The following is a 5,762-nucleotide window of genomic DNA, read 5'->3' as shown; positions in this document are numbered from 1 at the left end:
GTCGGGGCGGCACGCCGGTGCCGTGCAGGCCGGCGCGGAGGAGTTCGGCGAGGTGGACGGCGGTACGGCCGGCGAGGGCGCTCTGCTCGACCTGGGTACGGCAGCTGAACCCGTCGGCGAGGATGACGTCCCGCTCGGCGGCGTCCCGCACGGCGGGCAGCAGCACCCGTTCGGCGCACGCCTCGGAGACCTCGTAGTGCCCCTGCTCGAAGCCGAAGTTGCCGGCCAGGCCGCAGCACCCGGAGTCGAGGAACTCCGCGTCGACCCCGGCCGCGGCGAGGACCGCCTGGTCGGCGGCGGTGCCCAGGATGGCGTGGTGGTGGCAGTGGGTCTGGATCAGCGCGTGCGCCGGGATCCGCGGCGGCTGCCAGCCCGGGCTGTGCTCGTGCAGCAGTTCCGCGAGGGTGACGGTCTGTTCCCGCAGTCGGGTGACGTCGTCGTCGTCCGGGAACAGCTCGTGGGCGTCGCTGCGGAACACCGCTGTGCAGCTGGGTTCCAGCCCGACGATGGGGGTGCCGGCCCGCAGATACGGGGTCAGCACCTCGACCGTGCGGCGCAGCACCCGCTTGGCGACGCCGAGCTGGCCGGTGGAGATCCAGGTCAGCCCGCAGCAGACCGGCCGGTCCGGAACCCGTACCCGCCAGCCGGCCGCCTCCAGCACCTCCACCGCCGCGCGGGCGACGCCCGGATGGAAGTGGTTGGTGAACGTGTCCGGCCAGAGCAGCACGTCGCCGCGGGCGCCGTCGCCGGCCGGGGTGTGGCGGGCGAACCAGGGCTGGAACGACTCACGGGCGAAGACCGGGATGTCGCGGCGCTGGTCGATCCCGCCGATCGTCTTGGCCAGGCGGCTGAGGCCGGGGGCGTGGGCCAGCGCGTTGACCGTGCGCGGCAGGCGGGCGGCGGCGGTGGCCACCAGCGGCAGCCAGCCCATCGAGTAGTGCGGGCGGGGGCGCAGCCGGCCGGCGTAGTGGTGGGACAGGAACTCGGCCTTGTAGGTGGCCATGTCCACGTTGACCGGGCAGTCCGCCTTGCACCCCTTGCACGCCAGGCAGAGGTCGAGGGCGTCCCGCACCGCCGTCGAGCGCCAGCCCTCGCCGATGGTGCCACCCCGCGCAGTGCCGTCGAGCATCTCGAACAGCAGCCGCGAGCGGCCCCGGGTGGAGTGCTCCTCCTCGCGGGTGACCATGTAGGAGGGGCACATCACGCCCCCCTCGTGCCGGCGGCACTTGCCGACGCCGACGCAGCGCAGCACCGCCTCCCCGAAGCTGCCGCCGTCGTTGGGGTAGCGAAAGACGGTCGCCACGTCGCCGTGGTCGTAATCCACACCGAGACGCAGGTGGCTGTCCAGCGGGTACGGCGGCATCACCTTGCCCGGATTCATCCGGTCGTCCGGGTCGAAGATCGCCTTGAACTGCCCGAACGCCCGGATCAGCCGGTCGCCGAACATCCTGGGCAGCAGCTCGCCGCGCGCCTGCCCGTCGCCGTGCTCACCGGAGAACGAGCCGCCGTAGGAGACCACGAGGTCGGCGGCGCGTTCGAGGAAGGACCGGAAGTCGCGCACGCCGTCGGCGGTGCGCAGCCGGAACGGAATGCGGCTGTGAATGCAGCCCTGCCCGAAGTGCCCGTACAGGGAGGCCTGCTCGTAGCCGTACTCCTGATAGAGCTGCTGCAGGTCACGCAGGTAGTCACCGAGCCGCTCCGGGGCGACCGCCGAGTCCTCCCAACCCGGCCAGGCGTTCTCCGCGTCGGGGACGTGGGCGCTGGCGCCCAGCGCGGACTCACGGACCGCCCACATCCGCTTCTCGTCGGCAGGATCGGCGAACTCGTGCACGGTCGGTCCGCCGTCGCGGCGGACCGCCTCGATGAGCCGGTCGGCGGCGCGGCGCGCCTGCTGGGGGGTGTCGGCGCCGAGCTGGATCATCAGCCACGCACCGCCCCGGGGCAGCTCGTGCAGGGCCTGCGGGTGCAGGCTCTTGCGCCGCTCGAAGCGGACCAGCTTGTCGTCGATGCCCTCCAGGGCGATGGGATCGTGCGCCAGTACGGCGGGTACGTCGTCACCGGCGGCGGCGATGTCCGGGTAGCTGAGGAACACCATCGCTTCTGCCTTGACCACCGGCACCAGTTTCAGCCGGGCGCGCAGGATGGTGACCAGGGTGCCCTCGGAGCCGACCAGGGCCTGGGCGACGTGGAACTTCTTCTCCGGCAGCAGACTGTCCAGGTTGTAGCCGGAGACCCGGCGGGGGATGTCCGGGTAGCGGCTGCGGATGTCGGCCAGGTATTCGTCGCGCAACGCCCGCAGCTGCCGGTAGATCTCGGCCTTGCATCCGCCGTCGCGCTGGACGCGGGCGTACTCCTCGTCGCTGGTCTCCCTCACCCACATCCGCGTGCCGTCATACAGCAGCACCTCCAGCTCGACGACGTTGTCGACCGTCTTGCCGGTGCGTTGGGCGGTGGCACCGCAGGAGTTGTTGCCGAGCATCCCGCCGAGGGTGCAGTGGTTGTGGGTGGCCGGCCGCGGCCCGAACTCCAGCCCGGTCGGTGCCAGCTGCGCGTTGAGCTGGTCCAGGACGATGCCGGGCTCCACCAGGCAGGTCCGCGCCCGCTCGTCGACCTCGAGCAGCCGGTGGCAGTACTTCGACCAGTCCAGCACCACGGCGGTGTTGGTGCACTCGCCCGCCAGGCTGGTGCCACCGCCGCGGGAGGTCAGCGGCGCGCGGTGGCGGCGGCAGACCGCGACGGCGGCCACGGCCGCCTCCACCGTGCGGGGCACCACCACGCCGAGCGGGATCTGCCGGTAGTTGGAGGCGTCGGTGGAGTAGGCGGCGCGGGAACCGTCGTCGAAGCGGACCTCACCGTCGACCTCCGCACGCAGGTCGGCCGCGAGCGCCGTCAGGTCGAGGTCACCGGCGGGTTCGGGTGGCCGCAGAACCGGTTGGGGGAGCAGGACGTCGCTCACGGCCACCCCAGCCTCTCGCGCACTGTCCGCTGCACGTCGTCCTCCTCGCTCCGGGCCGGTCCGACCGCTGTGGGCCCGTCCGACCACCGCCGGGGACACCGGACACCGCGGACGAGGGCGGACAGTTCGGCGGCTACCCGGCCGCCCGGACCGCAAACCAGTCGGGCCCGGCAATCTCCCGATGTGCGTCCGAGCCGTCACCCGCCCTCCTCCCGGCGCAGCACCGACAGGCGCCCCCCGCCTTCCAACACGGCCAGGTGCACCTCGGCCGGGTCGGCCACGCCGTGTTCCCGCAGCAGGCTGTCGAGGTCGCCCCGGGTCATGCCGGCACGGTGCAGGTTGCCCGTGAGCACCCGGCCCTGAGAGACCATCACCACAGGTCCCTTCTCGATCAGGCGTCTGCCGGCGGGGCGGAGCCGCACCCAGGTGATCAGCGCATGCCCGGCCAGAATGGCCAGCAGGGTCGCCACACCGGACAGATAGCTCGAGTCCGGCGCGCTCGGCAGCCGTCCGACGATCGCGCCCACCGCCACGGCGGCCACGAAGTCGTACGCGGAGAGCTCGGCCAGCGTCCGGCGGCCGCCGGCGCGCAGCGCGATCACCGCGGTGACGTAGAGCAGGAACGCCTTCAGCGCCACCCAGCCCAGCCAGCCGACGTGTCCGATCAGCGCGGTGCCGGCGCTCACCGCCGCTCCGGCCCGTGCCCATCCCGGCCCCGCCGTCGGTCGCGCCGCTGCCGCAGGGCCGCCGCCAGCAGGGAGACGCCCAGCGCCGTGTTGCCCCACCGGCGCAGCGCCGTACGGACCCGGCCCGGCAGCGGGGGCGGCGGCGGGCCGGGCACCGCCACGTGGTCGACCCCCGGATAGGCGAGCCGGGCCGACTCGGCGGCCTCCTGCTCGCTCAGCACCGCGCGGTTGCTCAGGATCGCCACGCCGGCCGGCTCGTCGCGGTAGCGCCACCGCCACACGTCGCCGTCGGGCCACACCTCGATCCGCTCCCCCGGGCGGTCCGGCGCCGGCAGTTCGGGCTCGTCGGCCGCGGCCTCCGCGTCGCTCCGGTCCGCCGGTTGGCGGCCGGCCCGCAGGTCGGCCCGGGTCAGCTCGCCGAGGCGGGCCGCGTCGCCGCGACGCAGCGCCCGGGCCAGCAGGAAGGCCAGCGCGCCGGCGAGCACCGGCAGCACGAGGGCCAGCACGCGCAGCAGGTTGAGCAGGTCGTACACGGGCACCCGGAGCAGCCGGGCGAGGATGTCGTCCCCGGCCGTGACGACCAGCACGCCGAAGAAGGTCAGGGCCATCACGCCCACGCCCATCCGGACCGGGTGGTCGCGGGGCCGGTCCAGCAGCTGGTGGGCGCGGCGGTCGCCGCTGCACCACCGCTCCAGGAACGGCCAGGCGTACAGGGCGAGGAAGGTGACGCCGCCGAGCACCACGCCGGGGAAGAACGGCGCCGGCACCAGGTGACCGGCGATGTGGATCTCCCAGGGTGGGAACAGCCGCAGCGCGCCGTCGCCCCAGGCGACGTACCAGTCCGGCTGCGCGGGTGAGGTGGACTGGGCGGGGGCGAACGGTCCGTAGAGCCAGACCGGGTTGATCTGGACGAGCCCGCCGAGGCCGAACAGCACCGCCAGCACCCAGAGGAACAGCGCCACCGACCGCAGGGTGTAGCTCGGGTAGAGCCGGGAGCCGACGACGTTGTGCTCGGTGCGTCCCGGACCGGGGAACTGGCTGTGCTTCTGCCGCACGATCATCGCCAGGTGCACGGAGATGAGGGCGACCAGCACGGCGGGGACCAGCAGCACGTGGGTGACGAACATCCGCGGGATCATCTCGTCGGACGGGAACTCGCCGCCCAGGCCGAGAGCGACCAGCCAGGAGCCGACCAGCGGGATCGACTCCACCACCGAGACGATGATCCGCAGGCCGAGGCCGGAGAGCAGGTCGTCGGGCATGGAGTAGCCGGTGAAGCCGTTGGCCAGGGCCAACGTCAGCATGGTGACGCCGACCAGCCAGTTCAACTCCCGGGGCCGGCGGAACGCGCCGGTGAAGAAGATCCGCACCAGGTGCACCAGGATCGCCGCGACGAAGATCAGGGCGGCCCAGTGGTGGGTCTGCCGGATCAGCAGCCCGGCCCGGACGTCCCAGCTCAGCCGCACGGTGGAGGCGTACGCGGCGGAGGTGGTGGTGCCGTCCAGCGGGGCGTACGCGCCATGGTAGACGCGGTCGGCGGAGCTGGCGTCGAAGAACAGGGTCAGGTAGACGCCGGTGAGGACGAGCGCGACGAAGGAGTAGAGGGCGATCTCGCCGAGCATGAACGACCAGTGGTCCGGGAACACCTTCGCCAGCGCCTTGCGGGTCAGCGGGGAGAGCCGCAGCCGGTCGTCCACCGCGCGGGCCAGCCGGTCGAGGATCATCGCCGGCTCCAGAAGCCGGCGCCGGGGGGCGCGGTGAAGTCGCCACGGGCGCGTAGGTAGCCGTCGGGGCCCACCTCGATGGGCAGGCCGGGCAGCGCCCGGGCGGCCGGCCCGGCGACCGGGGCGGCGTCGGCGAGCAGGTCGAACGAGGACTGGTGGCAGGGACAGAGCACCCGACCGGTGCCCTTGAGGTAGAGCCGAACCGGGCAGCCCGCGTGGGTGCAGAGCAGGGAGTAGACGACCAGCCCGGCCAGGTGGCCGGCCGAGGGGGCGCGGCTGAACCGCTCGGGCTGCAGCCGTACCGCGAAGGCGGGGGCGTCGCCGGCTATCGCCCAGCGCGGCGCGCGGCTGGTGGAGCCGAGCCGGCCCTGGATGGAGACCGGGTCGACCTTGACC

Annotated in this window: 4 protein-coding genes; all 4 read right to left on the bottom strand. The window is 73.4% G+C overall.

The annotated features are described in order from the left end of the window. A partial coding sequence (locus ACWEVO_RS28210; RefSeq protein ID WP_452310520.1) for an FAD-binding and (Fe-S)-binding domain-containing protein occupies positions 1-2,956 on the bottom strand: 2,956 nt, incomplete at its 3' end. Between the two features lie 197 nt (positions 2,957-3,153). Beyond that, a complete protein-coding gene (locus ACWEVO_RS28205; protein WP_452310519.1) occupies positions 3,154-3,642 on the bottom strand; it encodes a DUF421 domain-containing protein in 489 nt (162 codons plus the stop codon). Next, the gene (qcrB, locus tag ACWEVO_RS28200; RefSeq protein WP_452310518.1) at positions 3,639-5,366 is read right to left on the bottom strand and encodes a cytochrome bc1 complex cytochrome b subunit; all 1,728 of its coding nucleotides are present in this window, start codon (positions 5,364-5,366) and stop codon (positions 3,639-3,641) included. Before qcrB ends, ACWEVO_RS28205 begins: the two co-directional genes overlap by 4 nt. Continuing rightward, on the bottom strand, positions 5,363-5,596 hold the full coding sequence (locus ACWEVO_RS28195; RefSeq protein ID WP_452310521.1) for a Rieske (2Fe-2S) protein: 234 nt from the start codon (positions 5,594-5,596) through the stop codon (positions 5,363-5,365). The genes qcrB and ACWEVO_RS28195 overlap by 4 nt, the downstream gene beginning before the upstream one ends. Positions 5,597-5,762 lie beyond the last annotated feature (166 nt).

Source organism: Micromonospora sp. NPDC003776, assembly GCF_053605645.1.
The sequence above is the reverse complement of the archived record's forward strand: the minus strand, read 5'-3'. Positions and strand labels throughout refer to the sequence as shown.